The organism is Thermosporothrix sp. COM3, assembly GCF_059696735.1.
Map to the genome: position 1 here is coordinate 6607020 of NZ_AP019376.1, position 26738 is coordinate 6633757.

Sequence of the window (26738 nt, forward strand, 5' to 3'; positions counted from 1 at the left end):
TGGGTTGTTTCTATTGTAGCTATACTGTGAAGAGCACGCTGCTTGCGTGCTCTTTGCTTGCTTGACATTTGACGCAGAGAGCGCTAGACTGGTGAGAAAGGAAAAAGGCTCTTGTTTTTGTTCAACTGGAGAAGAAGACCGGTGACATTGAACGTGGTTTCCATGTCTATGATGATGCGCTCTATGGGTCAGATGCCGATGATGATGGCATCTGATGAGGTGTCGCCGTCCTTCTCTATGGGAAGAAGACAGAAACGCTAAGCGTCTATTAGCAAAAGACATGAGGAGTTCGGGCGACACGTCCTGAGCTCCTTTTTTGTTTGCGCATTTGAAAAAGGAGGGGTCATTTTATGGCAGCTCAACAGAAGGACGAGGGCTGTAGTACATACTATATTACGACAGCCATTGATTACTCGAATGGGAAGCCCCATATCGGTCATGCATTAGAGAAACTGGCGGCGGATGTGCTGGCCCGCTATCATCGCTTGCGTGGTGATGATACATTGTTCAGTGGTGGCGTTGACGAGAATAGCCTGCATGTGCTTCGTGCTGCTCAGAAAGCGCAGGTAGAGCCGCATCAGTGGATCGATGAGATTAACCGGGCATTTCGCCTGGCGTGGTCAAAGCTGGACATCTCTTATGACCGCTGGATACGTACTACGGAAGAGGTGCATGTCCATGCATCAGTGGAGATGTTTCGCCGAGCTCGGGCCAATGGAGACATCTACAAGTCCACGTATTCTGGCTGGTATTGCCCGAACTGTAACACCTTCTACACGGCTGAAGAATTGACTGATGGGCACTGTCCGTTGCATCCCTCGATCATGCCTGAATGGCTCGATGAAGAGAACTACTTTTTTGCCCTCTCCAGATACAGCGATGCGTTGCGCGAACATATCGAAACTCATCCCGAGTTTATTGTCCCGGCCTCACGACGAGCTGAAGTGCTTGGGATGCTGAAACAGGGCCTGCGTGATTTCTCTATATCACGGCAGGTGCGTCCCGGCTTTGAGAACTGGGGAATTCCGGTTCCCGATGATCCGGCGCAGGTGCTCTATGTCTGGTTTGATGCGCTGACCAACTATCTGACCGTGATTGGCTTCCCGGAGGATCAGCAGCAGTTCACGCACTACTGGCCTGCTAATGCCCACGTTATTGGCAAAGATATCACGCGGTTTCACTGTCTGTACTGGCCCGCAATGCTGCTCTCGGCACAACTGCCCTTGCCGCGTCAGGTGGCTGTGCATGGATTCCTCAATCCCGAGGGGGGTGAGGCGTTCTCAAAGACCGCTGGTAACGTGGTTGATCCGGTTGAACTGGTTGACACAGTAGGTGTTGATGCAGTGCGCTACTACCTGTTGCGGAATCTCTCCTTCGCTTCTGATAGCATCTTCTCGCGTGCCGGGCTGTTGCAGGCATATAATAGCGAGCTGGCGAACGATCTCGGTAACCTGCTCAATCGTGTGGTCTCGATGATTCAGCGCTACCGCAACGGTGCTATTCCCAATCCTGGGATGGAGGGGCCGCTTGAGCAGGAGATACAGGCGCAGGCGCAGGCCGTGCGGCAGAAGGCCGAACAGGAGCTTGAGGTCTGGGAGATCGGGCGTGCGCTTCAGGCCGCCTGGGGTTTTGTGCGGCGCATCAACCAGTATATCGAGCAGAACGAACCGTGGAAGCTGGCGCGTCAAGTCGATCAGACAACGCGGCTCGATACCGTCCTGTTTACCGCTGCCGAGTCTCTGCGACTGCTCTCAGTGTTCCTGAGTCCCTACATTCCTACTGCCTGCCAGCGTATTCGAGAGCAACTGGGACTGCCCGCGCTTGAGCGGGGAGCCTGGGAGACAGAGGGTACATGGAGTGCTCGAAGCCTGACACAGGTCCAGCCGGGAGCGGTCATCTTCCCGCGCCTGGAAGAGGAGAGAGGATAGGAAAGGCTTTCTCCTCTCTCCCTATCGCTTCAGGCTTGAGGCACAATGGGCAGGACAATATAGGAGGGATGGTCGGCGTCGTGTAAAATTGTTTGGTGTGCGACCGCCATTTCGCTATCTGTGCCGATATCGTGGCCCGTATTCAGGTTGCGATCCCAACGCGGAAAGCAACTGCTTGTGATATCCAGGCGGATGCGATGCCCTTTCTTGAAGAGATTACTGGTGGCCCAGAGATCTATATCATACTCATATGCCTTGCCAGGCTCAAGCAGTGAAGGTGTTCCTCCGTGTGTTGCATGGCGATAGCGTGCGCGGATGATGCCATCGGTCAGATTCTGCGCGTAGCCGTCAGGGTGAACGTCGATCAGCCGGGCTACAAAGTCGGTATCGGGAGCGCTGGAAATCGCCCAGAGATGCACGGTAATCGGGCCAGTGACTTCAACATCCTGTTCCAGCACAGGCGTACTGTACACCAGAACATCTTCACGACTCTCGATCGGGCGCTGATCCCACGGCCCCGGACGGAACTCGGGAGGCATCAGGAGTGCGCCGCCGCGAGTGGGCACAGGGTTTGCCGGGTCATAGTCATAGTGATCGGGCTGTTCATCTGCCGGAGTCTCTGTCGTCAGGAGTCCATCACCCTTGAGCGTGTTGGCATGTCCGTCGCTATGCAAATAGTAGCGTGTCTCGACGGCCCGAGCGAGCGGCCATTCCTGTTCGTCGCGCCAGACATTCGCTCCCATCACAAAGAGCTTGACCGGGGCCTCGCTGGCAACGCCGTTATCGATGCCTTTGAGATAGTAGTCAAACCAGCGTTGCTGGATAGTTGCCAGATCATATTGCATATTGATGAGCATGGCTGAAGCGGCTGTGCCGTAATTGATCTCGCCGATAGGGTTGAAGTAGCCGCCATGCGTCCAGGGACCAATCAAGAGCTTGCTCTGTCGGGCCTCGGGAGTGCTGCCCTCGGTATGGAGAATGCGGAAGTTCTCAATTGTATCTTGAAGGAAGATATCATACCAGCCAGCGATATTGAGTGTGGGGACTGTGACCTGCCCATGTTTGCCACGAATCGTCGCTGACTCCGTGAAGGAACGGTCCATATAGTGCTCGTAGAGCTCAAAGAACATGGGGGCGATAGCGTTGCGTTTGAAGGGGGTGAACTCTTTGAGGGGGAGCGACCAGTAGCCCTGTGGTCCAAGCGCGTCGAGATCGGTAATGTATTGATGGAGCGCCGCCGCGAACTTGCGTGGATCGGGTTCATTCTGGTATTGGCGCATCAGTACATCGGTGCCAAGACCCATGTACCAGTAACCGATCAATCCCAGTTCTTGAGCGCCGCCACGAAACATCACGCCATTGAAGGGATCGTTCCATGTCATTTCAGGGATGGCGGCCTTGACGGTGGTTGGCTTCTGGGTCAGGGCAGCCCATTGCGTAAAGCCGAGATAGGAGCCGCCAAAGAGGCCGATCTGTCCGTTGCTATAGTGCAGGTTGGCGGCCCAGGCAATGGTATCATAGCCGTCGGTGTCTTCATGGCGCATAGGTTCCCATTCGCCGCCAGAGGTAAAGCGCCCGCGTGTATCCTGCACAATCACAACATAGCCCCGGCGGGCTGTCTGTAAGGGGTCCAGTGATGTTATGCTGCGAGAGAGATCTTTTCCATATGGCAGGCGGGTAAGCAGAACCGGCCATTTGCCCTCTCCGACCGGGCGATAGACGTTGGCGCGCAGGATTGTGCCATCACGCATCTTTGCGGGAACGTCAAAATCAACAGTGACTTGATGAGCTATCTGTTGGGTCATATGTGCTCCTTTGAGGGTACTGAACGTTTGTGCGTTTTTCCCTGTGATTAACTTTATCTTACAACATCTCAAAATGGTCCGACCAGAAATGAAGGGTTTTTCAGTGATACGGCATGTATTACCTCTTCCATTGTATGTTGTAACTTGGACGGTGAGTATAATGTAATTGGAAGTCCAACAGACCCGGTGTTGTCCCTTTTACCGTTTCTTGCTATTTCAAAGCCTCTCCGACCACTTTGGTGAAACTTGACACTCTTCGATGCAATTCGTTATACTCAATCCACGAGTGCGATATTCTGCTGTTGTCGTCGCAGAATGGCGAAACTAATAGAGATTTGAGTGGGGCGTTATGGATCAGGATAATGCATCGGTTGCCTACCTTGTCATACAGCATGGATCGCTGTCAGGCAAACGCGTTGAGCTCTGGAAAGAGTGCACGACAATCGGGCGAAGTCGAAATTGTGACATCTTCCTTGAGGATTTAACTGTTCATCGAAAGCAAGCAAGCATTCTGCGCACGCCGAATGGAAGCTATATCTTACGTGATGATAATGGAAGTGGCGATAGTCTGGTGAACGGCAATTCAGTTCGGGAGCAGATGCTACAGCATGGTGATCGGCTTTCGTTTGGCAATACCGATATGACTTTTTATACCAATGAGGGGACGCGCCCCTTTAAGCTGCCTATCTCACGGGGTCGAGAGTCTCGTGCAAATAAACAGGCGCTTCAGGTCGCGGCCCGCTTGCAACTGTCAAATGGGCGCGCCAGTGGAGCCTTGAACAGCGTTGAGGTGCTGCCCGAAATGACGATCGGGCGGAGCCGCGAGTGCCACATTTTTCTGGAGGATCTGGCGGTGAGCCGCCATCATGCGACCCTTCATGAATTGCCAGGCGGTGAGTATGAGCTGATCGACAATCAGTCGGCGACCGGCACCTTCGTCAATGGAAGGCCGATTGACCGTCATGTCTTGCGTGATGGCGATGTGGTCCAGATTGGCGGAAGCAACTTTGTGTTCCGCCTGTTTCAGGCCTGAGTAAACCTACAGGCGCTGCTGAAGCTCCCGCTGAAGCAGACGTATCCGTTGAGCATAGGAATCAAGCTCGGTGCCATCGCGTAAGCGCAGTGGAGGGGCATACACCCGGGTAGTGGCGATAAAATGGCGGACCTCCTGGGGCACATGCTGAAGTGCCTCCCTGTCTCCCTGGCGGATCTGCGTTGATGAGATATCGCGATAGAGAGAGCTTAAAGGCAACGCGTGAATGTAACGAGCGAAGGGCTCGTTTTCCGGCTTATGGATGAGTTGCGAAAGATCATTGCTGTTGGCCTCACCACGCGGAGCCACAACCAGTTCTGCGAGCCGAAAGAGATCCCGTAAGGCGACATCTCGATCATGATAATAGCGCGGGTCGAAGATCTGTACGATTTTGTCAAAGCCCATAAGGAAAAAGAGCCGTCTGACCTTGTGGAAATGTTGGCGTACAGCTTCGGCCTGTTCCACATAAAGCCCCCGGTTAAAGAGCAACATACCTGCATGTGGCAAACGCCGTCGTAACACTGTTCGAAGTAGCATTAAGCGATCCAGCAAGATCGGGCGGTCAACCGTTTCCTTGTCAGTTGTTTGTTTGTTCATGGCTGCATAGATGTGTAGCGGGCGCTTGCTCGATAGCAGCCGGGCCTGCTTCAGCATAGCGATGTGGGCCTGAGTGGGCGGATTAAATGAGCCCGAAAAGATAATGATATCGCCTTCTGGTTCCGGGGAACCGGGAAGCGACACGACAGCGGGCGGTCCTGCCGGGTCAAGGCGATCAATCAGGCGTTGCATGCGTCGGAGCTGCTGAAGCGTGTGCTGTGAAAAATGATGTGTTCTTTTGCTCATGCCTCTATTGTACCATAGCTCTACAGGCCGAGCGATAGAAAAAAAGAACCCGCCAGCGCGACGGGTTCCAGGTTGTACAGCGAGAGCGAGCAGCTACAGAGTAGACTGAATACGTAGCTTGCCATCTATAAAGACACGCTGAACGCGGGGGACGCCATAGGGAGAGTGTCGCACCTGGATGAGGTCAGCAATGTTCCCCTGTTCGAGCGTGCCCAGACGAGTCTGGCCGATAGCTCGGGCCGGGTTGCGTGTTACCATGTTTACGGCCTCGGGAAGCGAGAGTATCTCTTTCTGGGCCAGCGTAAAGACCGCGCCAAGCATTGAAGCGGGATGATAGTCGGCGCACAGGGCATCAACATAGCCTTTCCGGGTTGCCTCGGTCGCGCTGAGATTGCCGCCGCTTGACTTGCCACGCACTACATTTGGTGCTCCCATACAGACCGTCAATCCCAGTTCTTGCGCCCGGCGAGCTGCCTCTTCGGTGGTAGGGAACTCGCTGATGCTGACACCGAGGGCAGGCCATGCCTCAACCCGAGTGGCCGTATCGTCATCGTGGGTTGCCAGGCTCACTTTAGCATGACGTGCAAGCGCGGTGATCTGCTCAATGCGTTGCGGAATGAGCTTTGCCTGTTCACGTTTATGGACGATCAGCTCATCAATCTCCGTGGGTGAGCGATGCGAGGTACGTGCAATATAGAAGCGGAACTCTTCCTCTGTCCGATATTGGCCCTGTCCCGGGCTGTGATCCATCAGTGAGACAAGATCAACAAGTTGATCGTTCAGCATCTGCTCGACAATAGTGCTTGCCTGGGCGCTGCTCAGCTCAATGCGTGCGTGGAGCTTATGGCGAATCAGTGTATGCTCACGGGTCTCTTGCAGGATACGCGCGAAATCTCGGGCAAAGCTGTCAGAGCGCACACCGAATTCTTGATCGTCCAGCGAAATAGCATGAAACTCGGTAGTGATGCCGCTGCATGCAAGGCGGTAGTCTGCCTCATGCAATGCGGTTGGGATATCAAAGAGTACGCGTGGGCGTGGCTCCACTAGCTTCTCGATTGCATCGCAATGCAGGTCGATCAGTCCCGGCATGACCAGATCTCCCTGGATGTCGATATACTGATAGCCATTCTGTCCGATAGGGGGCTGTCCTGTCCCCAGATCGGCGATAATGGTATCTTCCAGCAAAAGCCAGCCGTCATGAAGGACCCGATCGGGAAGTACCAGCGTGGCGTTATAAAGGATCGTTTGCTGCATACCTTATGACTCCTGTACGGCGGCCAGAGATGCATGTTCTGGCACGTTGAAAATGGTGTCAGCAAGGGGGCGCAGAGCCGCCATATCGTGCGAGACGGCGACGATAGTCACCCCGGCGGCGCGAGCCTCGCTGATCATATCCAGAACGATGGATTTGGAATAGGCGTCAAGACTGGCGGTTGGCTCGTCGAGCAATAGCAGGCGCGGCGCGGCAATAAAGGCTCGCGCGATATTGATGCGCTGCTGCTCTCCGCCACTGAAGGTGATCGGACTTGCCTGCCAGCGGCTTTCCTCGATACCCAGGCGCTTGAGCCAGCGGCTTGCTTCTGTCAGGGCTTCGGCGCGAGACCAGCCACATTTCAATAGTGGTTCAGCGGTTACATCCAGTGCCGGTACGCGTGGCAACACTTTGAGAAACTGAGAGCAAAAGCCAATTTCGCGTTCACGCAGTTGGAGGATCTCCTCTTCGCTGGCTGTGGCAAGGTCGATGCGCCCGAACTTCTGTGAGTCGTACCAGATCTCGCCAGCAGTGGTTAAATAGGTGCGATAAATACAGCGGAGAATTGTGGTTTTGCCCGCGCCACTTCTGCCTGCAAGCATGCACAGTGAGCCTTCGGGCACCGAGAACGAGAGCCCTGCAAAAGGGGTAATGGTGCGTCCATCGACGAGATGCAGATGAAATTCTTTGGTCAGGTTACGAACCTCAAGTAATGGGTGTGTTGCGTCCATAGCTTCTCTTTCCTGTAGACATTAGAGCGCTGAAGAAACCAGCAACTGGGTGTATGGGTGTTGAGGATCTTCCAGAATTTGATCTGTCAGGCCGCTCTCAACGATGGTGCCGTTCTTCATAACCATTGTTTTACTTGCAAGTTGCTTGATAACTCCTAGATCGTGCGAAACAAGCAGCATGGTCATCTTCAGTTCCCACTGAATTTGGCGGATCAAGTCCAGCACGCGGGCCTGCACCGAGAGATCCAAACCGGTCGTCACCTCATCGAGAAGCAGGATTGCGGGGTTGCTGGAGAGCGCTTTTGAGATCTGCACTCGTTGCAGCATACCACCGCTGAACTTGCGTGGCTCGTCATCGATGCGCTCAGGTGGGAGCTCGGTCAGATGCATCAATTCAGTTGTGCGCTTGCGGATCGTCCCGACGTTGCGCCAGCCCGCAAGCAGCAGCTTTTCGGCGACGTTGCCGCCCACCGTGAAATGCATGTTCAGGCCAAGCTCGGGTCGTTGATGCACGATGCCAAGCCGTTCATTGCGGAAGGTGCGGCGGGCGTGCTTGTCCAGTGTTAGCAGGTTGAGACCCTCACCGATGGGATTCCCTTTGGAGTCCACCTCGCGGTACAGCAGTTCTCCGCTATCGGGGACAAGGCTCAGATTGACCATCTGGAGCAGCGTGCTTTTGCCGCTTCCACTCTCGCCCACAATGCCCAGAACTTCGCCCTGTTCCAGCACGAAACTGGCATTGGCGCAGGCAACGACCGTGCCGCAGACCGGACAGCGGTTACTCTGGCGCTCTGCTCCTGTCAGATCTTTGCAGAAGGCGCAGCCGGGACCGAAGCGTTTTATCAGGTTGTTTGCTTTAAAGATCCAGTTTTTCATTTCTCTATGCCTCCCGGGCCTGTACGCGCTTCTGACAGAAGCTGGTATCAGAGCAGTAGTAGAGCCAGCGTCCCTGCTCGGCATCAAATTGGCTGGTCAGAAAGGTATCGTTTGAGCCACAAAGTGCACAGTGCTGTGACGGGTCATGCTCGGTCGTGAAGGGGTAGTCCTCGAACTGAAGCGGGACGACCTTTGTAAAGGGTGGAATCGCATAGACACGCTTCTCACGGCCTGCTCCGAAGAGGTAGAGGGTTTCAGCCATATGCATGCGGGGCACGTCATAGCGCGGAATGGGTGAGGTATCCATGATATAGCGATCCTCGACGAGCACGGGATACTGAGTCGCAATGTTGACATCGCCCTGACGTACTATGCTTTCATACATGTAGACCCACATATGGCCATAGTCGGCCTCTGCATGCATCTCCATTGAGCGCTCAAGCACCGGCTCGACCCAACGCAGAGGGTCGGCCATCGGCACCTGAAGGACAAGGATCTGATCGTCACGAAGCGGCTCTTCGGGCACCCGGTGACGCGTCTGAATAATCGATGCCTGAAGCGTATCAGTGGTAAACTCGATGCCAGTTGTTTTCTGGATCAGGCGGCGCAGATTGACCGCGTTCACGCTATCATCATCGCCCTGATCGATAACCTTGACGGTATCGGTTGGCTCCACCAGTGCGAGCGTGATTTGCAGGCCACCTGTCCCCCAACCCCGAGCGATTGGCAGGTCACGGCTGGCGAAAGGGATCAGGTGGCCGGGCGTAGCAACCGCTTTCAGGAGCTTGCGGCGCACCTCACGCTTGGAATCTTCATCAATAAAGCCGAAGTTGTAAAGGGTCTCGCGTTCAGCAGGTCGTGGCATGATGTCGATAGATGTTTGTTGCATTCGTTTGGCCCTGTTTCTATGCTTGTGATTCGTTCTGTGCACGCAACGTCTCGGTCGCTTGCGTTCGTTGTGCCTGTGTCTCGGCATATTTTGCCGCCTGAAAATCCTGTGCCCGCTCAAGCACCTTGAGGTCTGATTGGAAGGTGACGTAGTGCGGAAGCTTGAAGTGCGCGGTAAAGCCGCTGGCCTCGATGCCATCTGAGTGCAGCAGGACAAATTCTTCGTTCGCGGCAGGGGCGAGCTGGCCCTGAGCTTTCTGTTCCTTGCCTACAGTGATTGCGCGGTCAAGCATCGCCATACTCATAGCCTTGACCTCACACTGACCGAAGACAAAGCCATAGCCAAGCCCGAAGTGCGGTTTCCCGGCCTCGATAACGTCGGGCTGCTGCTCATTTTCATCTTCGCTCTCCAGTACGTACGAAACCATTTCACACTCGGTCGCCAGAATCTCACCGATCTCGACCGGTTCGCCTGTGAGCGGGTGCGCGACCTCAACCGGGAGGTAGCCACTGCGCAGTTCGCCCAGCACCGGGTGAATATCGCCATAGCCGCGAACGCTGCTATAAGCCAGAGTCAGCAGGCTTCCCATATCGCTACGGGCCAGGCCTTGCAGGCGTGCGCTTCGCGGGATCGGGAAAATCAGCGATTTGCGGGTGATATCATAGGGCTCGGCGGTAGCCTCGTCCAGTTCGGCCTGTGGTGGCTCGGCCAGAATACCGCGGGCACGCATATCATCAATCACGCGTGGAAAGATTCCCTCATTCTCGGGCAGTTCATCTTCGTTGATCTCAGCCTCAATCTCTTCCAGCAGGTGCCGAATGGACTCGCGGGTTTCGGTGCGCAGGAGTGTATTCAGCAGGCGCAGGTTATAATCGCGAGTGGGGCCGAGAATCTGGCCGCCGGGAATGTCCTTGAACGAGGCCGAAACACGGCGAATAACGCGCATTCGTACCCCTTCTACCGGCAGACTGTAATCAATACGGGGAACGGTTGAGCAGAACGCGCGGAGCAGAAAGCTGGCTTCCAGCGAGTCACCCTCGCTCTGCTTGAGGGCCAGCGCGGCCAGCTCAGGAGCGTAGATAGCGCCTTCTCCCATTGCTCGATCTACGGCCATGCGCAACTGATCCTGAATTTGCTGTGTGGTGATAGGCTCGCTTTCACCGCGACAGCGGAAATATTCCACAAGCTTTTCTGCATTCAGAACGGCTTCGGTTCCGCCTTTAACTGCAACATAACTCATCGTGTGTGCTCCTTCTGCCGGGCGCTCTCTAGCAGACGAAGACGTGTCGTGCGGGGTAGGCCGAGGCAGCGTCCGTTTTCATCAATCAGGTAGATATCGACTCCCAGAGGGTAGCGCTGGCGTGTCGCAACTATGTGCGCGATTTCCAGCCGATCTAAGCCAGTGATAGAGACCGTGTGTGTGGTTTCAATGCCCGGTCCCGAAAGCTCAAGCATAATCGGGCCGGGAATCTCTGTGTCAAGTGCGGTCACGCAATAGATCGCTGTGGCGCTTTCTTCTGGCTCCAGCAGTGTTCCCTCATTCAGTTGGAGAAGCTGACTATCGCTGCTTCCATCGCAAAACAGAACAAAGTGTGCGTCTGAAGGTTCTGCAAGGCTGGCTCCGCTGCGTAGGGCAAGCCATTGGACGATCTCTGTATCGCGGGATTGCCAGACACCGTGCTCAGCCACAGCAAAGCTGACCTCCCGATCGAGGAGCGTCAGCAGCGCTCCCAGAGCATAGAAATTGGCTATTGTACTGCTCGGCGTACGTGGCGGTTCCCCGAGATGATGGGGATAGGGAAGTTGTGTCAGTTTGCCCGGACGGGCCAGGCTATCAAGGATATGGCGGAAGACCGAGGCACTGTAGTGTACATGCTCATCCTGCCGGGTGCCAATCATGCTGTTACATCCTCTCAAAGTTGACTTTTGTCTTTGCCACCAGGGCTTGCAGGCGGCGGCGTTCATGATGCAATTGCTGGTCGAGCTCTGTGATCTGCTGTTTGAGCTGCTCAGCCAGGGCACCGCCTTTACGTATAGCGGCATCGATCAGCGCGATACCCATCGCTTTACGAGCGCTCTCACCAAGTACCATCCCGAAGCCGAACTGCTTGTCCAGTTCCAGACGAACCTCAGTAACAAGCAACTCTCCGGCGTTAAAGCGGCTATTGGCGACGGTTTCGCGCACGCGGAGCATCACCAGCCCCTGACGGGGGCTGCTTAGAAGCTTGATATGGCTCTGCGGATAGGTTTTCAGTACGTGCTCTGCCAGTTGATTGACCTTTTCTTCCGGACTATTTGCCAGAATCGCGTAATAGTTCATATCTTCCTCGTGGGCGAGAGGGGGGAGCAGGACAATGCTCCCCTCTCGGGACTATTTCAGTTTCGAGACGTCGAGATGAAGTTCTTTGGCGATGCTGCGCAGCAGATCGAACTTACTGTCTGTTGCAGCTGTGAAGCCTTTGGTCGCAATCGCATCCAGAGCTTTTGTGTCCTTCACGTTCAGGAAGGCCTGCTGAATGAGCTGCTTGTCGCTCTGACTTAGCTCTTTGCGATAGGCAACAGGACTTCCGGGAATGGGATCGCTTTTGGCGACAATAACCACCTCATCTTCGGTGAACTTGCCCGCTTTGAGCAGTTTGGCATAGACATCGCTGGCAACCGCGCCTGCATCGGCTTTGCCGCCAAGCACCGCGAGCAGCGAGGCATCATGACCGCCTGCGAAGGTGCCTTTGACATCTTTATCGGGATCGAGCCCGTTCTTCTTCATCGTATAGCGCGGTACCAGGTTGCCACTGGTCGAGGCGGGATCAACATAGGTGAAGGAATGCCCCTTAAGATCAGCGATTGTCTTGATACCGGTCTTCTTGGTGGTGACAATGTAGCTATAGTAGTGATCGTCGCCGTTGGGCTGAAGCTGCTGTACAAACGCTTCAGCATTGTATTTGTCGGCAGCAAGTGTGTAGCTGAAGGGACCAAACCAGGCCACATCTAGCTGTCCGGCGCTCATTGCCGTAATGGTTGCGGTATAGTTCGGAGCAACGCTGAGCTTGACCGGAACCCCCAGTTGCTTTTCAAGCTCTTTCGCGAACGGGGTGGTGTCCTGAATCATTTTAGTTGCGTTCTCGGAAGGGATCAGACCCAGGCGAAGCTCTTTCAGGCTGAGCTTCGGTTTGCCCGAATTATCCTGATTGCTTGCGGTTGCCTCGCCTCCGCAGGCTGCGAAAAGCGTGAGCAGCACAAGGAGCAGTGAAAAGAGACCGAGCCGTGAAAGGAGCGGCTTATGCGAGCTATAAGACATATTGCTTACATCTCCTGAAATAGAAGGAATTAAATAATTTTCGAGCGAACAAAATCGCTCAATCTATCAAGCAGCATCACGGTGATTACCAGGACGATGATAATAACCGAGACATTTGCATACTCAAACAGGCTGAGATTTGCCTGTAACAGAAAGCCAAGTCCGCCGCCGCCGACAAAGGCAACAACGGTTGAGTCGCGCCCGTTGGATTCCCAGGCATAGATGGTATAGCTGGCAAGCAGAGGAAAGGCCTGAGGCAACACCCCCCAGCGGAAGCGCTTGAAGCCGTTCGCGCCCACAGAGGTCAACGCCTCAATTGGTTGGGGTTTTACGGCCTCGATTGCCTCTGCATAGAGCTTAGTCAGACTGGAAATCGTATGGATGCCCAGGCCCATGATGCCCGCTCCCGGTCCCAATCCCAGGAAGGGGACAAACAGCAGCGCCATCACAAGCGATGGAATGGCACGGGTGGCGTTCATCAGCAGACGAATGGTGTTGTAAATAATCGGGTGCGGACTGGTATTGCGGGCCGCCAGAATGCTGAGTGGAAGCGCCCCAATCACACCCAGGATGGTCGCGACAATGGCGGTCTGTATGGTGATAGCCAGCGCATCAAGGATATTACCGAAATAGGTCCAGTCGGGTGGGAGCAGCTCTTTGACCAGTTTCGCACCGGCTGAGCTACTGAAGAGCCCCTGAAGCGCGTTCAGCCAGTCAAAGTCCTTAATGTTGAAGCCCCACCAGATAAAGAGCCCGAAGAGAATGCCGCTGGCGAATTTGCTCCCACGGAAGGCCAGAAACACCAGACCACAGGCCAGGAGGAGACTCACAAGGAAATTGCTATCCAGCGTTTGGAGTGTGTAGGTGAAGGTACCGACATTCAGAACTCGTGCGAAGAAGAAGCCTGCCAGCGCAAGCAACACCACAAGGGAGATAATCGATTGTGTGCTGCGGAGCTCCTTCAGGTTGTGGCGCGCCTTGAGGGCCATACTGACTGCGCCAGTGACCAGAATCAGGATCGCGACGGCGCTGTTCAGATCGAACGCGATGGTCCAGTTCACCGTATATGTTCCCAGAGAGATGAGATGTTGCGCCAGCAGAACGATCCCCAGGGCGCAGAGAAGCGCCGGGAGCGTCAGGGACCACTTCGGTGTCTGTAAGGGATGAATCAGGGTCCGATCCGGGCTGTGCTGGAACCGCTGGAAAAAATCGTATCGCTTTTGCAGGCGTGGATCGGTTGCCTGCCCACTCTTGAGATTGCGTTCTATTGCCACTGTTTCTTATCCTCCGAGCACCCCGGATGTTGCGGGAAGGAGTGACTCGCTGCTTGTTGTTGTTGTGTAGCGGACGGGCGCGCTATCGCTCTGGTAGATCTCCTGTAAGATGCCTGAAGTCAGACCGGTGGGAGCGCCATCATACACAATACGCCCGCGTGCGATACCGATGATGCGATCGGCGCATTGTTTAGCTGTTTCGAGATCATGGATATTCACCAGAATGGGCACGTTCTCTTCTCGGGCGACGGCACGAAGGTCTTCCATAATGCCCCAGGTCAACTCAATATCCAGGTTTGCCACCGGCTCATCTGCCAGCAGGATCAGGGGCTCCTGAGCCAGGGCCCGGGCGATTGCGACACGTTGTTTCTCTCCACCTGAGAGCCGATCCGCGCGGTATCTGGCCCGCTGAACCATATTAACGCGTTGCAGACACCAGAGCGCCTTTTCACGATGGGAGCGGTTGAAATAGCCGATCGCCGCGCAGAAATCATTGATGTAGCCAAGTCGTCCTGTCAAAACGTTGTGCAGAACGCTGACGCGTTCGATCAGGTTGAATTCCTGGAAAATAAAGCCGATCCGACGGCGTAAGAGCAGCTTTTCGTTCTCGTTTAACGCGGAAATATCGGTTCCGTCTATACGGATACTTCCGCCAGAAATTGGGATGAGCCCGTTAATACAGCGTAGCAGCGTCGATTTGCCTGCTCCACTGCGCCCGATAATGCAAATAAACTCGCCTCCTCGAACGGAGAAGCTGATGTCGTTGAGAGCCTCATACCCGTTTGGATAGACTTTTGAGAGCCCTTTCACTTCAAGAAGCGCACTTGTTCTCAAGGTAAAACCGCCTGTTTTTCACTATAGCTCTGATGCTTCAATCGTTTTCTGTTCTGTATCATACTACTGTAGTATTAAAGGAAAGTAGACATAGCTTTAAGGATCGTTTAAATTTTTCCTGTAGTCTAATGGGATAGGAGAGGGTAGGGAAGGACAGGAAATAGAGGCCTTTCTGCTTTCAGTAAAGAAATAGAGTCACTGTGTCAGAGGGATAGGAGAAGTGCGGGTAATTGGTACTGTAGAAAAGGTAAAACCGGACTGTTAACCTATCTTTAACAGATGGTCAGCCAATCCGGTTTCACTGCCTGTTTGTTATCAGGATGTTAAGTGACTATGCCTCCTGCATCAGGCGGCGCAGAACAGTAAGCAGGATGCCACCATTCTTATAGTACGTCACATCGATTGGGCTATCGAGGCGTGCGATAGTTGTGAACTCGAAGGACGTGCCATCCTCGCGGGTTGCTCTGACGGTCACCTCCTGGCGAGGCTTCAGTCCCTCCTCGATGCCCATAATGTCGAAAGTTTCGTGTCCGGTCAGGCCGAGCGATTCTTTGCTGTCACCCGGGCGGAATTGAAGGGGAAGGATGCCCATACCGACCAGATTGCTGCGGTGAATGCGCTCAAAGCTCTCTGCGATCACGGCATGAATACCGAGCAGCAAGGGACCTTTCGCGGCCCAGTCACGGGAGCTACCGGAACCGTATTCCTTGCCTGCCACAACGATCAGCGGCGTACCCTCTTGCTGATAGCGCATCGAGGCGTCGTAGATCGTGGTCTCTTCGCCAGACGGCAGATGGACGGTGTAGTAGCCCTCTTTGCCCGGGACCAGACGGTTGCGCAGACGAATATTGCCGAAGGTGCCGCGCACCATCACTTCATGGTTACCACGGCGTGCACCGTAGGTGTTGAAGTCGCGGCGCTGGACGCCATGCTCGATCAGATATTGACCAGCCGGGCTGTTGGCAGCAAAGCTACCCGCAGGTGAGATATGGTCGGTCGTGATCGAATCGTCGAGCATCGCCAGAACACGAGCCCCCCTGATATTTTTGACCGGAGCGGGCTCGTTTGCCATCCCCTGGAAGAAAGGCGGTTCGCGCACATAGGTGGATTCGGGGTCCCACTCGAAGAGCGTGCCGGTTGAATTACTGAGCGCCTGCCAGTGTTCGTCACCCTCAAAGACGTGTGCATAGTTCTCTGCAAAGACTTCCGGTGTCACCGTTTTTGTGACGATACTCTGAATCTCCTGCTGTGTTGGCCAGATATCGCGCAGGTAGACCTCTTCGCCTTTGTCGTTGACTCCCAGTGGCTCTTTTGTCAGGTCGATATCGACAGTTCCAGCCAGGGCATAGGCAACGACCAGGGGGGGCGATGCAAGGAAGCTGGCTCGGACCTGCGGATGAATGCGGCCCTCAAAGTTGCGGTTCCCGCTGAGCACCGAGGCGACGACGAGGTCATTGTCCTGAATGGCCTGTGCAACGGGCTCAGGCAGTGGGCCACTATTACCGATACAGGTTGTGCAGCCATAGCCCACAAGATTAAAGCGGAGCTGTTCCAGATAGGGCAGCAGGTTTGCATTCTTCAGGTAGTCAATCACGGCGCGAGAGCCCGGTGCGAGGCTGGTCTTGACCGCGGGATTGACTTTGAGCCCTTTTTCCACTGCCTTTTTTGCCACCAGGCCCGCGGCAACCATGACAGAGGGGTTCGAGGTGTTGGTACAGCTTGTAATGGCCGCAATAGCCACGGAGCCATGTCGCAGGGTGACTTTCTGACCGTCTACCTCAATCTCAACGCTTTCGGGCCTGTTCTCTTCCTTTACCAGAACGGCGGCGCCCTTCTGCGCGGTTGCCGTTGCGGTCTGGCCTTGTGCTGTCTCAGTGGATGGGGTGGAACCCGAGAAGCGATCGGCATAGGCGGTACGGAAGGTCTTGCCCAGTTCGCTCATCAGCACGCGATCCTGCGGACGCCGCGGACCAGCCAGACTGGGAACAATCGTGCTGAGATCGAGTTCAAGCAGATCATCAAACTCTGGCTCGACCATATCGTCGGTGCGGAAGAGACCCTGTTCCTTTGTGTAGCGCTCGATCAGCTCTACCAGTTCGGGGGAGCGACCGGTTGCACGCAGATAGCGCAGGGTTTCGGCATCGACCGGGAAGAGGGTTGCGGTTGCACCAAACTCTGGCGACATATTGGAGATGGTTGCACGGTCTGCAAGGGCTAGCTGGCTGAGGCCCGGACCTGTGAACTCCACGAATTTACCGACCACACCGCGCTTGCGAAGCATCTGGGTAACGGTCAGCACAAGGTCGGTCGCGGTCGTGCCTTCGGGCAAGGAGCCGGTGAGGCGCATACCGATAACCTCAGGGGTGAGGAGATAGAGCGGCTGACCAAGCAGAACCGCCTCGGCCTCGATGCCACCAACGCCCCAACCAAGAACACCCAGACCATTGACCATCGTCGTGTGCGAGTCAGTTCCAACCAGCGTATCAGGGAAGGCGACTTTCTCTCCGTTCTCTTCTTTGGTCATGACAACAGAGGCCAGATATTCCAGGTTGACCTGATGGACGATACCGGTTCCAGGAGGGACGACACGGAAATTGCTGAACGCCTGCTGAGCCCAGCGAAGCAGTGCATAGCGCTCTTTGTTACGCTCGTATTCGCGTTCAACGTTAAATTGAAATGCATTGGTAGTTCCAAAGACATCGACTTGCACTGAATGGTCAATGACCAGATCTGCGGGAACCAGCGGGTTGATCTTTTTGGGATCTCCTCCCATGCGAGCAACAGCAGAACGCATGGCGGCCAGATCGGCTACTGCCGGGACGCCGGTAAAGTCCTGCATCAGAACACGTCCGGGCAGGAAGGGATATTCTGCATTGCTGCTTGCGGCTTGCCCCGGTCGCCAGCGGGCAAGGGAGAGGATATCATCTTCGCGGATCAGCTCGCCATCTGCATTGCGAAGCAGATTTTCCAGTATGATGCGCACAGTAAAGGGGAGTCGTTCAAGTGTATCGACACCCCGTTTTAAAACGCTATCCAGCCGGTAGTAATGCACAGTTCCGAATGCACCATCCAACCGGGTGCGTGCGCCAAATACGTCATTGTATGCAGTCATAAGACCTATCCTTTGATGGAGTGTATTTGGGGAAGGGTGACCGTCTATGGCTCAATGCAATAAGACGTGGTTTCATAAAAGTCAACCCTTATACTCATTGTCGTTTCTCAGGTTTATTATACTACAGCGCCGGGAAATGAAGACAACCGTAGTAGCGTTCGTTTTACTATCTGACTGTCCTGCCGTTTATTGCACTTTAGTTTCGGGAGGGAAAAACAGCACGATCGAGAGCCGCTGATGTCGCCTGACGTGGGTGGTCATGAAGATGGGAGCGTCCCGGTTTTCTGTTTGATGAGCATGATAATTTCATCCACAGAAAACGGTTTTTCGAGCAGGGAGACGTTCAGGTTCTGTAGCTCTTCGGTATCGGTGAATGTTGCCGCTGTTGTCAAAATAATCGGGAGGGATTGCAGGTGTGGACAGCTTCTAATCCGGCGGATCACTTCGATACCAGACATAGACCCATTCAAGCGCCAGTCAATGATCATAACATCCACAGGAGAGACTTGCGGCTGTGGCGTGGTGACACCCAACGCCTCCAGACATTGCTCAGCCTCGGCGAAAACGGTGACAGTGTAACCTTCGTCCTGCAAAACAAGCATGACCATCTCTTGTATTGCAAGATCGTCCTCCAGCAACCCTACGTGCATAGCGCTCCCCTTCTTTTGCTCTTTTTTCTTGTGTTGTTTGTTCTGTTGAAGCAGTTCCGGCTGTAAAGGAAAGGAATCTTTCCTGTAATCCGTTTTGCTCCTTACCGAAATAGGTGGATATCAATGCTAGAAAATATGCTCTGTCGACACTATAACAAACTGTGCCTTATTTCGCAAGTAGTTGAGGATGGCAGGTCGTTTTGTCTTGCCGTCGGGGCGATTGGAAGCTGTAGGGTGACGTTAGTTCCCTTCCCTTCGACACTCTGAAGCACAAGTTGTCCCTGCATGGCTTCGGCGAGCTTGCGTGAGAGGTAGAGCCCGAGGCCAAGCCCGCTCACCTGACTGGTCGCGGGATGGTGGAGCCGGGAGAAGGGTTGAAAGAGCGTTCGTTGCTGGCGGGGCGTAATGCCGATCCCATGATCGCGCACAGTGATATTGATGCGCGGTGGCTGCTTTGGGATTGCCTGCTGTTGAAGCAACATCTCAATGAGCCCACCTTGTGGCGAATATTTAATCGCGTTATCCAGAATATTGGCGAGAATCTGGCGCACGCGATGCGGGTCAGCCCAGATGGGCGGTAGAGGCGTCTCGACATGCAGACGGAGTGTATAGCAGCCGGGACGTGCCTCCTCGATTCGCTCCTGCTCCTGCTCGATCAGTTCGGTGCATAGGGATACAAGATCGATCCATTGGCAGTGCAGTGTGAACCGCCCACTTGTGAGACAGGAGATATCGAACAGATCATTCATGGCTGCTTCGAGATGCTGAATAGCGGTGAGAATAGCCTGAAGGTAGCGCTGACGCCGGGCGCTTTCGATCGCATCATCACAGCTCTGTAACAGTCCTGTATAGCCCTTGATCGTAGTCAATGGGCGTCGCAACTCATGGCAGACAAGCGAAAGAAACTCATACTGATCCTGCATCGAGGATTGTTCAGATAGGAAGAGCGACGAGCTGAGTTCCTCAAGGCTTCGTTCCACATCCTGACTGAACCGGGGAAGCGTCTGCTGTAGCAGCCGAAAATCTCCGGGTGTGAAAGGCTCTTTTCGAGAGCAGAGCAGGAGTCCGAGGAGCCCTTGTGGGCGCTCAAGCGGAGCGGCAAGCATTACGTCTCTCTGAGCGTGCCTGTAGTACCAGATATGCCCAGTCTGAAGGACAATATCGCATAGAGACTGAATACGACTATCATACAGCAGGTATTCGGTATGCGTTACACTGAAAAAAGAGAGCTCCTGATGGAGATAGAAAGGAAGCCGTTGTAAGAGAGGATGACGCAGCGTGGCATCGTGACATGCCAGTATCAAGCTGGTATCTGAGCAATTCAGCAAAGCCTGCACCGAATAGACGATGCCCGCGAAACGACGATGATTGAGCATCGTTTAACACCTCCTGACTGCCACAGATAGAAACTTCCATACCAGTCAGTATAGGAAGAAGTCCAACAAGCGGGCGGTATTGTTCGGCTGGGCTGCGTCCCCGATTGAAGCTTTAGTTGAATGAAACCTGAATGCGGGCACCTCTCTTACTCCACGCCTTCGCGCTCTTCTCCTCTCTTAGTTGAATGAGGCAGAGCGAAGAGATGGGTATTCCTGATTCCAGCTTATTGAAGGAGAGAACGGATCAGCTCGCTTCGCAGCCGGCTTCAATCCTGAAACAGTATGGGCTTGCCCTGCCCGTTGCTCGCCGTTTTCCTGTGTAGCCGCATATGGGCATCAATTAAATATCTCAATGCCTCAAACCTCGATTCATCTATTCTATATATATGGCGTTGTAAATTTTTGCGTTATATGTAGCACCTTTTTCTCAGTTTTTCGAGATCATCTTAAGGCGAATGTATACTGTGTGTAGAAAAAGTTCTGAAGAGAGTATGCAGAACATGCTCTTCTATTTTTGTCTTGAGGGAAGTTGCGGATGAATATGCTGGTGGGGAAAAATCTTGGCGGATACCGGTTGATACGTCTCGTCGAGAGTGGCGGTATGGGAGATATCTATCTGGCGCAACATGCACGGATTGGTAGGAAAGTCGCGATCAAGGTTGTGTGTGGAGACCTACGCGCGGTTCCCAATACTCCCGAAGGAAAACAGGCGGCTGTGCGCTTTGAGCGTGAAGCCCGCGCCGTTGCCGAGCTTGATCATGAGAATATTTTACCTCTCTATCATTTCGGGGATGAAGTGCTTGAGCCGGACGGCCCGACTATTACCTATCTGGTGATGCCGTATCTATCGGATGGCTCACTATGGAGCTGGCTCCAGCGGCGCACGCAGCAGTATGGCTTTAGCTGGCCTATCTCGGCTGAAGAGGCGGGATATTATCTGGTGCAGGCGGCTACGGCCCTTCAATATGCTCATGATCACGGGATTATTCATCGCGATATCAAGCCCACAAATTTTCTGATTCGTGTCGAAAAGAATGTGCCCAAAAATGACGAATATGCCCATCTGGCACATATCTTTCCGCATGGCAGACCAAAACTGCTATTAGCGGATTTTGGCCTTGCGGCATTCTATCGACATGGGCGGTCGATGCATCGTTCGGTGGGGACACCGCTGTATATGGCTCCGGAGCAGTTTGATGATCCATCACTGGCAACCTCGGTGCATGTGGGCCCATCGGCGGATCAGTATGCGCTGGCTGTTATGATCTATCAGTTGATGACAGGGAGGGCGGTATTTGAGGGGACGGCCTCTCAGCTTCTGCATCACCATCATCATACGCCGCCGACACCGCCAAGTGTTTACAATCCTTCACTCCCCCAGGAACTCGATGCAGTCTTTCTGCGGGCACTGGCGAAAAAGCCCGAGCAACGTTACCCTAACATTATGGCATTTGCACAAGCCTATGACGAGGTATTACGGGAAAATCGCAAGAAAAAAAACGCGGAGAAAAAAGAGTTTCGTGGTCAGGCGAAGTCGCGCGAAGGGGGGAAGCGTTTCCTCCAGCGGGAGGATACCACATTGCCGGTATCACCGATAGAAAAGGTAGTGGGAACTGCAAAGCATGGTGGCTCTCTGCCTTCCCTTGCGGCGGCAACGGTCCATCCTGCCCTGGAAGAACCGAGCGAGGAGAAGACGCAGCCGCGCAAAAAGATCCAGATGCAAAGTCGCACCTCGTTCTCGACGCTGGTGGCTGCGAGTATGCAGTTTAAAACGATTCCTCTTTATCTGCTACAGCAATCAACGATTTTTGGCGCGATCGTGATTGGTCTGGTTTTCTTGCTCCTCCTGACGATTGGTATGTTGCTGACGATGCTTCTGCTCGGGCATGCCCGCTAGAGGGAGAGAGGCCGGAGAAGAAATCCACGCTTCATGGTAAAGGCACTGTTGAAAGGGCGCTTCTGGTCTCTCTCCCCTTTGGCTACTTATGGGTTAAGAGCACCTCTTCAAATTCTGCTACTGTCTGGAAACCGAGTCGCTGATAACAGCGGATTGCGCTTGCGTTATTGGCTTTGACATTGAGGCCAATATGTCGGATATGTTGCTGTAGCGAACGGCAGAGCCGCGCACAGGTTCGGGTTGCCAGACCTTTTCCTCTCCATTCCGGGTGCGTCACAACGTTGCCAAGCGAGGCCACCTGATAGTATTCCGAATAGACATGGACGCTTGCCGCGCAGATCAGTTTTCCCGGGTGGGTCGGATGGTAGATCCCGTAGCACTGCCCGGTTTCGAGGATGCGCGGATCAAAGGCGTTATCGGGATAGCCCTGAGCGTACAGCGCCTCCAGTGCGGGAAGATCGCTTTGTGAGAGATGGGCGACATCTGTGGTATCGATCGTGTTGCAGGCTGAAGGATTGGTCCAGGCCATCTTATAGTGTGTGCCGTAGGATGTTGCAGTATAGGTCTCTTCCAGGGTTTCGCGCAGACCGAGGCTCAGATGAGCGAAAATCTGGTTCGGTAACTGAGATGAGCGAAGCAATGCTTGCATACCGGGGATATCATCGGTCAGGGCCAGCATAACAGGGGGATCAAAGGCTGTATAGAGCATGATAACCTGCTTAATCGTCTGGTCTTCTTCCAGGGTATACCAGCGGGTATAGGGCCAGAAAAAATCATCCATGTCGCCGAGTTCATATAGATGAAGGTAAATGTTTTTGCGCAAAAAAGCCTCGATTTGCTCTTTGTCGGGTAGAGAAAGGGTCACCATTTGAGCATATGTTCCTTTTGGAAAGAATAAAATGGGCAGCAGGAATCGCAGCCATAAGCAGGCGATCAAGCAAAAAGGATCTTTTGTTGAGCGTTTATGGCTTGAGATTCCAGGGACGTGCCCGTTTGCGGGATTTCTGGGCCTCGTGCACATTACCCAGGGCTTCATATACGTTGGCTTTGAGCTCCCAGGCGCGAGTATAGCCCTTGTCCATTTCGGTTGCCTCGTTGAGCGCATCCAGTGCCGCTTTATTATGGCCGAGCCTGAGCAGCGCTTCTGCTTTGTTACACCAGGCAACAGCGCTGCGAGAGTTAATCAGAAGCGCCTGTGTATATGCATCGACAGCTCCACTGTAATCAAACAGACAGGCACGGGCATTTCCCAGCCCGTTCCAGGCCTGAAAACTGCGAGCATCACAGTGCAGCGCCTGCTCATAGGATGCAACAGCTTCTTCAGGCATATTCATATCAAGCTGTGCATCCGCTTTGCCGTTCCAGGCTGCCACATAGCAGGGATCAATTGCCAGAGCGCGTTCAAAGTGAACCAGCGCCTGTTGATAGCGCTGTAATCGCAGGAGTGCCAGACCCGCGCTGACCCAGACGACCACATTATCAGGTTCGATTTCGGTGGCCTGAAGGTAAGCGTCAAGCGCTTTGCGGTAGTTTCCCTGATTATAATGGGCGGTACCTTTGCCGTTCCATGCGTGAAAGTTGCGGGGGTCCATTTCCAGAGCTTCCTCATAGGCATGGAGCGCCTGCGAATACTGGTGTTGCTTCAGATAATGGTCACCCTCGCGACACTTATCACGTGCAGCTCCGGTGCTCCTGATTTTGACCCGCGATGTTTGGACATCCTGCACAATGCCCTGCTTGCCGGTGGAGGAAGACACCGAAGGGAGAGACGGGTTTGTCGAGTTTGTGCTTCTGGGCATGATTGGATACGAGTCCGAGGAGAGCGGTGGTGTCATCACGGGCGTATGATTGCCGGGCTGACATGCCTGGTCGAAAGCCTGAATAAATTCGACCATATCGGCATAGCGGTGCTCGGGATTCGTCGCCAATGCACGCATAATGACGTGATCCAGGGCTGACGGGAGCTCTGGATTGAGCGAAGAAGCAGGAGGCACAGAGCCGCTGACTGGATCGAGCGGGTGATAGCCTGTCAACATCTCATAAAGCACGATGGCGCATCCATATTGATCGCTGCGTGGGTCGACCACGCCGCTTGTTTGCTCGGGTGCCATATAGCCAACCGTGCCTCGTACGGTAACGGTTTTGCCGAAGCGGGCTCCTGGTTCCAGCAGGCGAGCGATCCCGAAATCGGTGATAACCAGGCGATGATCATCCTGATGGACCAGGATATTCTCAGGCTTGATATCGCGATGGATGACGGGACGTGGCCGTGTATGTGCGTAATGTAAAGCGCTGGCAAGCTGATGAAAGTTGCTCACCGCTTCCTGAAATGGCAGGGGGCCATTGGCCTGAGCCAGCCGGGTACGCAGGGAGCCAGCCGTATAGAGTGGCATAACCAGAAAAACACTGGGACCATCGCGGCCATAATCAAGGACAGGAGCAATATTCGGGTGATCTAGAGTCGCAGCGATACGTGCTTCACGCAAAAAATGCTCGTGCTCGGTATGCGTTGTCTTGCTGGGTAGCAGAACCTTAATTCCGATGTAGCGGGAGAGGTGGCGATCTACACCACGAAAGACCGCCGCGTAACCGCCTTTGCTGATTAAGGCATCCACGCGGTAGCGTCCCGCCAGCATCGTATGAATTAAAGGCAGTGCGCAGGCACGACAAAATAAGTCGCTGTCCCGATTATCATAACCGCAGTCTACCTGATCTGCGCAGCGTCGCATTCCCTCCTCCAGGTGAAAAAATACATGGGGGGAACTCACGAAGCCTCGCTGCCACGGGATCGCGCCTCAATGGTGCGAGCCCATTCCTGGCAGGAAAGGGCCTCTTGCGTTCTTCCCAGTTTTTGTAATACAACAGCCTTGTTATACCAGGCGTCAGGCTCTTCTGGCGCAAACGAGGTCGCTTGATCCAGTGCCGCTAGCGCTTCCTCCAATCGTCCCAGGGCAAAGAGCGAAAGCCCCTTATTGTTCCAGGCTGCGATATAGTGGACATCGCCTGCTAGAGCTCGATCAAACGCAGCAAGAGCCTCATCGTAGCGCTGCAATTCATGAAGCAGGCTTCCTTTATTGTACCAAGCAGAAGTTAATCCGTCATCGTACTGAAGTGCCCGGTCATAGGAAGCAAGTGCCTCTTCGTACAGATGTAGTGCAGCAAGCACGTTGCCTCGATTATACCATGCTCCTGCCAGTGATGGATCAAGGGAAAGAGCGTGATCGTATGCAACAAGGGCTTCATCGAAGCGTTTGAGGTCGCGCAGATCATTCCCTTTATCAAACCAGAGAGTCGCATTCTGGGGATCGAGGGTCAGCGCCTGCTCGTGTGCCTGAAGCGCCTCTTCTGGCTCACCCTTACGGCGCAGGATATTGCCCTTGATATCCCAGGTTGAAGCCTGACTGTTATCAATCGAAAGCGCCCGCTCAATCGCGATGAGCGCTTCCTTATAGCGACGCAGGTTGTAGAGTGTATTGCTCATTGCCTGCCAGACAACGCGCTGTTCGGGTTTAAGGACCAGCGCCTTATCAAAAGCCATAATCGCCTCTTCCGGGCGATTTAGCTCCGCAAGGGCCATGCCTTTGGCGCTCCACGCATAGGCATAGTTCTCATCATAGCTGAGTGCCTGTTCATAGCTGTAAAGCTCTTCGTCCAGACGGCGAAGCTCGCGGAGAACGGTACCGCGCGCGGTCCAGAGGTCTGGATCTTCTGGACGCATGGTCAGTGCATAGTCATAGGTCTGTAAGGCCTCTTCAAGCCGTCCCAGACAGAGCAGGGTCGCGGCCTTACCACTCCATGCATCGACCTGGGTCGCGTTCTGCGCGATTGCCTTGTCATAGGCGCTTAATGCAAGCTCGTAATTTCCCTGTTCATAGGCAACATTCGCCTCGGTCAGAGGATCTGCGGCTCGTGGTTTCTTGAACGGAACCTCGATACGCAGCAGCGTTTCCTCATCTATATCACGTTCCGGTTCCACCGTCTGTCGCACCTGCCGTGCGTTTCGCGGGGACTGTGCGGAATTGCTGAACTCTCCCGTGGCTATCTCGGATTTAACTAAAAAGGTAACCGGACCATCCTGACCATAGTCAATTACACGGATACTTCCCGGATCGTGAACACGGGCAGAAAGTGAGGCTGCATACTCGGCTTCCTGAAGAAATTCTTCGCGTTCACGGCTCTTTGCCTGACGGGGATGGAGTGCACGAACAGTAAGCCGTTCTCCATTGCGTCGATCAATGGCCCGAAACGTGACCGTTTTGCGCTCTTTGCCCGTCAGGCTGACGATCTCATAGCGCCCTTTCAGGGATGTACCGCGTAGTGGGATACCACAACGAGAACAGAAACGCGCTTTCTCTCTATTTTCAAAACCACAGCCCTCTAAATCCAAACACATCCCCATGGACAAGTCGTCCCTCCCTAGCCTGCACAGAAGTTCTTTACCAGACAGAAAACCAGTGTCTCTACTGTATCGAAAGTGTGACTCTTTTGTCAATACAGCATATAAAACCTTGTGCAGAGTGTAATCAATTACAGCATTTCAACATCAGTTTTTATTAAAATAGCGATATTTGCAAGCATTACTGACTTGCTGAATGCAGCGCATATGGCGCGATGCATCTCGATCTGAAGGTCAGTAGAGAAGCGGCTGGTGGTGCTTATGTTGCTGATTGCTCATCATTGCGTCCCCTCTGGATAATAAACGGTACGACGGCTATTGTTTTGGTGCCGCATGTTCGCTTTTCTCTGAGGGGAGTCGTCAAGAAGAGCAACTCTCTGACATTCATTCTATTCCTCACCCTTAACACTGAAACGGATAGTATGCGCTCAGGGATACAGCTTTTCTCTGGAAATAGGAGAATCACCTTGTCGCCGCCTCCCTGAGGGAAAACTGTATGCATAGGAAGAAGTTTTTCGGGAGCAAGTCGTTTGAAAATGCACTA

At 54.0% G+C, this 26738-nt stretch carries 21 protein-coding genes; 3 read left to right on the forward strand and 18 right to left on the reverse strand.

Translation table 11 applies throughout. From position 1 onward, the window contains the following. The first annotated feature begins 350 nt into the window (after positions 1–350). Positions 351–1928, forward strand: a complete 1578-nt coding sequence (gene metG, locus KTH_RS28275; protein ID WP_497622209.1) for a methionine--tRNA ligase — start codon at positions 351–353, stop codon at positions 1926–1928. Positions 1929–1957: 29 nt separating this feature from the next. Here metG and KTH_RS28280 read toward each other — a convergent pair whose 3' ends face one another. Beyond that, complete coding sequence (locus KTH_RS28280; RefSeq protein ID WP_497622210.1) at positions 1958–3733, reverse strand: CocE/NonD family hydrolase; 1776 nt, start codon at positions 3731–3733, stop codon at positions 1958–1960. Positions 3734–4082: 349 nt separating this feature from the next. Between KTH_RS28280 and KTH_RS28285 the strand changes: the two genes are divergently transcribed. Further along, positions 4083–4766 (forward strand): FHA domain-containing protein, encoded by a 684-nt coding sequence (locus KTH_RS28285; RefSeq protein ID WP_111320379.1) that lies wholly within the window; start codon positions 4083–4085, stop codon positions 4764–4766. Between the two features lie 6 nt (positions 4767–4772). Here the strand turns inward: KTH_RS28285 and KTH_RS28290 are convergent, their stop codons facing one another. From KTH_RS28290 to KTH_RS28355, 14 genes are all read right to left on the reverse strand, one after another. Beyond that, positions 4773–5609: a nucleotidyl transferase family protein gene (locus KTH_RS28290; RefSeq protein ID WP_497622213.1), complete on the reverse strand. Its 837-nt coding sequence runs from the start codon at positions 5607–5609 to the stop codon at positions 4773–4775. Between the two features lie 93 nt (positions 5610–5702). Then, positions 5703–6863 (reverse strand): phosphonate metabolism protein PhnM, encoded by a 1161-nt coding sequence (gene phnM, locus KTH_RS28295; RefSeq protein ID WP_497622215.1) that lies wholly within the window; start codon positions 6861–6863, stop codon positions 5703–5705. Positions 6864–6866: 3 nt separating this feature from the next. Then, on the reverse strand, positions 6867–7592 hold the full coding sequence (locus KTH_RS28300) for a phosphonate C-P lyase system protein PhnL (RefSeq protein WP_111320385.1): 726 nt from the start codon (positions 7590–7592) through the stop codon (positions 6867–6869). Positions 7593–7613: 21 nt separating this feature from the next. Continuing rightward, entirely contained in the window at positions 7614–8468 is an 855-nt protein-coding gene (locus KTH_RS28305) for an ATP-binding cassette domain-containing protein (RefSeq protein WP_497622217.1), read from the reverse strand. 4 nt (positions 8469–8472) lie between these two features. Next, positions 8473–9357: an alpha-D-ribose 1-methylphosphonate 5-phosphate C-P-lyase PhnJ gene (locus tag KTH_RS28310; protein ID WP_497622219.1), complete on the reverse strand. Its 885-nt coding sequence runs from the start codon at positions 9355–9357 to the stop codon at positions 8473–8475. A gap of 16 nt (positions 9358–9373) precedes the next feature. Then, positions 9374–10597, reverse strand: coding sequence for a carbon-phosphorus lyase complex subunit PhnI (locus KTH_RS28315; protein ID WP_497622221.1), 1224 nt, complete (start codon positions 10595–10597; stop codon positions 9374–9376). Then, entirely contained in the window at positions 10594–11256 is a 663-nt protein-coding gene (gene phnH / locus KTH_RS28320; protein ID WP_170142429.1) for a phosphonate C-P lyase system protein PhnH, read from the reverse strand. Before phnH ends, KTH_RS28315 begins: the two co-directional genes overlap by 4 nt. 4 nt (positions 11257–11260) lie before the next feature. Beyond that, entirely contained in the window at positions 11261–11677 is a 417-nt protein-coding gene (phnG, locus tag KTH_RS28325) for a phosphonate C-P lyase system protein PhnG (protein ID WP_497622223.1), read from the reverse strand. Between the two features lie 51 nt (positions 11678–11728). Next, entirely contained in the window at positions 11729–12655 is a 927-nt protein-coding gene (locus KTH_RS28330; RefSeq protein ID WP_497622225.1) for a phosphate/phosphite/phosphonate ABC transporter substrate-binding protein, read from the reverse strand. Positions 12656–12684: 29 nt separating this feature from the next. Further along, a complete protein-coding gene (gene phnE / locus KTH_RS28335; protein WP_497622227.1) occupies positions 12685–13929 on the reverse strand; it encodes a phosphonate ABC transporter, permease protein PhnE in 1245 nt (414 codons plus the stop codon). Between the two features lie 6 nt (positions 13930–13935). Beyond that, the gene (gene phnC, locus KTH_RS28340) at positions 13936–14763 is read right to left on the reverse strand and encodes a phosphonate ABC transporter ATP-binding protein (protein ID WP_497622229.1); all 828 of its coding nucleotides are present in this window, start codon (positions 14761–14763) and stop codon (positions 13936–13938) included. Positions 14764–15094: 331 nt separating this feature from the next. After that, the gene (acnA, locus tag KTH_RS28345; protein WP_497622231.1) at positions 15095–17875 is read right to left on the reverse strand and encodes an aconitate hydratase AcnA; all 2781 of its coding nucleotides are present in this window, start codon (positions 17873–17875) and stop codon (positions 15095–15097) included. A gap of 257 nt (positions 17876–18132) precedes the next feature. Further along, positions 18133–18525, reverse strand: coding sequence for a response regulator (locus tag KTH_RS28350; protein WP_111320405.1), 393 nt, complete (start codon positions 18523–18525; stop codon positions 18133–18135). A gap of 149 nt (positions 18526–18674) precedes the next feature. Next, a complete protein-coding gene (locus tag KTH_RS28355) occupies positions 18675–19901 on the reverse strand; it encodes a sensor histidine kinase (RefSeq protein ID WP_497622233.1) in 1227 nt (408 codons plus the stop codon). A 535-nt stretch (positions 19902–20436) separates the two neighbouring features. Here KTH_RS28355 and KTH_RS28360 point away from each other — a divergent pair. Next, the gene (locus tag KTH_RS28360) at positions 20437–21798 is read left to right on the forward strand and encodes a serine/threonine protein kinase (RefSeq protein ID WP_497622235.1); all 1362 of its coding nucleotides are present in this window, start codon (positions 20437–20439) and stop codon (positions 21796–21798) included. An 82-nt stretch (positions 21799–21880) separates the two neighbouring features. Here the strand turns inward: KTH_RS28360 and KTH_RS28365 are convergent, their stop codons facing one another. The 3 genes from KTH_RS28365 to KTH_RS28375 form a co-directional block, all read right to left on the reverse strand. Then, positions 21881–22666, reverse strand: a complete 786-nt coding sequence (locus KTH_RS28365; RefSeq protein ID WP_497622237.1) for a GNAT family N-acetyltransferase — start codon at positions 22664–22666, stop codon at positions 21881–21883. Positions 22667–22760: 94 nt separating this feature from the next. Continuing rightward, a complete protein-coding gene (locus KTH_RS28370) occupies positions 22761–24527 on the reverse strand; it encodes a protein kinase domain-containing protein (protein WP_497622239.1) in 1767 nt (588 codons plus the stop codon). Between the two features lie 35 nt (positions 24528–24562). After that, the gene (locus tag KTH_RS28375; protein ID WP_497622241.1) at positions 24563–26197 is read right to left on the reverse strand and encodes a tetratricopeptide repeat protein; all 1635 of its coding nucleotides are present in this window, start codon (positions 26195–26197) and stop codon (positions 24563–24565) included. Positions 26198–26738 lie beyond the last annotated feature (541 nt).

What these genes read in the sequence shown, in the direction of transcription:
- metG (WP_497622209.1), top strand. Translation starts at nt 351, where the DNA reads ATGGCAGCTCAACAGAAGGACGAGGGCTGTAGTACATACTATATTACG.
- KTH_RS28280 (WP_497622210.1), bottom strand. Translation starts at nt 3,733, where the DNA reads ATGACCCAACAGATAGCTCATCAAGTCACTGTTGATTTTGACGTTCCC.
- KTH_RS28285 (WP_111320379.1), top strand. Translation starts at nt 4,083, where the DNA reads ATGGATCAGGATAATGCATCGGTTGCCTACCTTGTCATACAGCATGGA.
- KTH_RS28290 (WP_497622213.1), bottom strand. Translation starts at nt 5,609, where the DNA reads ATGAGCAAAAGAACACATCATTTTTCACAGCACACGCTTCAGCAGCTC.
- phnM (WP_497622215.1), bottom strand. Translation starts at nt 6,863, where the DNA reads ATGCAGCAAACGATCCTTTATAACGCCACGCTGGTACTTCCCGATCGG.
- KTH_RS28300 (WP_111320385.1), bottom strand. Translation starts at nt 7,592, where the DNA reads ATGGACGCAACACACCCATTACTTGAGGTTCGTAACCTGACCAAAGAA.
- KTH_RS28305 (WP_497622217.1), bottom strand. Translation starts at nt 8,468, where the DNA reads ATGAAAAACTGGATCTTTAAAGCAAACAACCTGATAAAACGCTTCGGT.
- KTH_RS28310 (WP_497622219.1), bottom strand. Translation starts at nt 9,357, where the DNA reads ATGCAACAAACATCTATCGACATCATGCCACGACCTGCTGAACGCGAG.
- KTH_RS28315 (WP_497622221.1), bottom strand. Translation starts at nt 10,597, where the DNA reads ATGAGTTATGTTGCAGTTAAAGGCGGAACCGAAGCCGTTCTGAATGCA.
- phnH (WP_170142429.1), bottom strand. Translation starts at nt 11,256, where the DNA reads ATGATTGGCACCCGGCAGGATGAGCATGTACACTACAGTGCCTCGGTC.
- phnG (WP_497622223.1), bottom strand. Translation starts at nt 11,677, where the DNA reads ATGAACTATTACGCGATTCTGGCAAATAGTCCGGAAGAAAAGGTCAAT.
- KTH_RS28330 (WP_497622225.1), bottom strand. Translation starts at nt 12,655, where the DNA reads ATGTCTTATAGCTCGCATAAGCCGCTCCTTTCACGGCTCGGTCTCTTT.
- acnA (WP_497622231.1), bottom strand. Translation starts at nt 17,875, where the DNA reads ATGACTGCATACAATGACGTATTTGGCGCACGCACCCGGTTGGATGGT.
- KTH_RS28350 (WP_111320405.1), bottom strand. Translation starts at nt 18,525, where the DNA reads ATGCACGTAGGGTTGCTGGAGGACGATCTTGCAATACAAGAGATGGTC.
- KTH_RS28355 (WP_497622233.1), bottom strand. Translation starts at nt 19,901, where the DNA reads ATGCTCAATCATCGTCGTTTCGCGGGCATCGTCTATTCGGTGCAGGCT.
- KTH_RS28360 (WP_497622235.1), top strand. Translation starts at nt 20,437, where the DNA reads ATGAATATGCTGGTGGGGAAAAATCTTGGCGGATACCGGTTGATACGT.
- KTH_RS28365 (WP_497622237.1), bottom strand. Translation starts at nt 22,666, where the DNA reads ATGGTGACCCTTTCTCTACCCGACAAAGAGCAAATCGAGGCTTTTTTG.
- KTH_RS28370 (WP_497622239.1), bottom strand. Translation starts at nt 24,527, where the DNA reads ATGCGACGCTGCGCAGATCAGGTAGACTGCGGTTATGATAATCGGGAC.
- KTH_RS28375 (WP_497622241.1), bottom strand. Translation starts at nt 26,197, where the DNA reads ATGGGGATGTGTTTGGATTTAGAGGGCTGTGGTTTTGAAAATAGAGAG.